At 39.8% G+C, this 1,674-nt stretch carries 1 protein-coding gene; it reads left to right on the top strand.

Going from position 1 to position 1,674, the window contains the following annotated elements:
- Nucleotides 1-322 precede the first annotated feature (322 nt).
- The gene (locus DXB15_RS16740; RefSeq protein ID WP_009244809.1) at nt 323-1,570 is read left to right on the top strand and encodes an IS110 family transposase; all 1,248 of its coding nucleotides are present in this window, start codon (nt 323-325) and stop codon (nt 1,568-1,570) included.
- Nucleotides 1,571-1,674: the final 104 nt, after the last annotated feature.

The following is a 1,674-nucleotide window of genomic DNA, read 5'->3' as shown; positions in this document are numbered from 1 at the left end:
TTCATTTTTATATCCATTCCTTTCGCGCTGCTCAAGGCACAAAACGTCATGAAAAAAACGTTGGCTTATTGCAGCTATCTTTTTATAATTGTTCCATAGGGATATTCAGTATACTACAAATCACGGGGAGGTGAGTGGGCTGTCCGTTCATCGGATGACCGTATTTTTATATGTGTAGAATGCTTTTTCAAGCACAAATAAGTGTGCCCTGAGCACGTAACCTTATCTTTGTAAAAACAACTCTCGTTTTTATCCTAAGCATTCAGTCAATGCTGTCTACTCCCTATAATCTATTGAACCTATGGTTCTGAAAGGAGTCCCTATGGCTTTAAAAATTGTGTATCAAATCTGTTGTGGTATTGATGTTCACAAAACTTTTGTTGTTGCCTGCATCGCTTCCACTAACAAACAAGGTGTTACCACCTACAAGCGCCATCGTTTCTCAACCTTCACACAAGGGTTAAAGGAATTGTTACAGTGGCTGCTTGACAATCATTGTAAGGATGTCTGCATGGAATCTACCGGTAAATACTGGATTCCTATTTACAATGTTCTGGAAAAAGATTGCAACATTGTTCTTGCTCATCCTAAATATGTTAAGGCTATCCGTGGAAAGAAAACTGACAAGAAAGATGCCAAATGGATTGCTGACCTCTTCAAGCATGATCTTGTTGCCGGTAGCTTTATGCCACCCGCTGATATCAGACAGCTTCGTGATCTGATGCGCTATCGTTTTAAACTGACCTGCTTTATGTCCAGCGAGAAGAACCGTCTCCAAAACTGTCTCACGGTTTCCAACATTCAGTTGGCTTCCGTTGTCTCGGACACCTTTGGTAAAAGTTCTCAAAGAATCCTGGATAAGATTCTCGAAAATCCTGATGATACTTCTTTTGATATTGAACCTTTAATTCATGGTTCCATGAAGAAAAAACTTCCCGAACTGGAACTCGCTATTGACGGTTTTATCACACCTGAACAAGCTGGTAAATTAAAGGTTATCAAAAAGCACTTTGAAGATTTGGAATCCCGGAAAGCAGAGCTAGAAAAACTGATCCTTGCGCTCGCCAGTCCCTATCAGCAAGAACTCGACCTAATCCTAACTGCTCCATCATTCAAAAATAAATTCACTGCTATCGGAATCATTTCCGAAATTGGTGTGAACATGGAGGCTTTTCCTTCGGCGAAACACTTATGCTCATGGGCTGGTCTTACTCCAACCAACAATGAAAGTGCAGGGAAGAAAAAATCTGTCCGGGTTTCCAAAGCCGGATGTTATATCAAACCACTTCTAGTTCAATGTGCCAACTCAGTGGTTAAAAGTGAAAAACATCCTGAAATCCGTAACCGCTATCTTCGTTTAAGAAAACGTCGCGGTCACAAGAAAGCAATCATTGCAATAGCAAGAATGCTTCTAACAGCATTATACAATATGCTGAAAAATAAGGAACCCTATAATGCTGAACTTTACCGAAAAAGTGATGTTCTCCCTGTCAATCGTGAGATTACAATTGAACAGGCAATCTTAATGGCACAGTTCCAAGGGTATAAAATCAAGTCAGCTGCTGAATAGACCTTAACTTTGCTACATATTCAATTTTAAATGACCACCATCTGATGGTCTTTTTGTGATGTCCTTAATGGAATGGATATCCTCTACTATTCTTTTTCAACCTT

Source organism: Roseburia sp. OM02-15, assembly GCF_003481835.1.
GTDB classification, from domain to species: Bacteria; Bacillota; Clostridia; order Lachnospirales; family Lachnospiraceae; genus Eubacterium_I; species Eubacterium_I ramulus_A.
The sequence above is the reverse complement of the archived record's forward strand: the minus strand, read 5'-3'. Positions and strand labels throughout refer to the sequence as shown.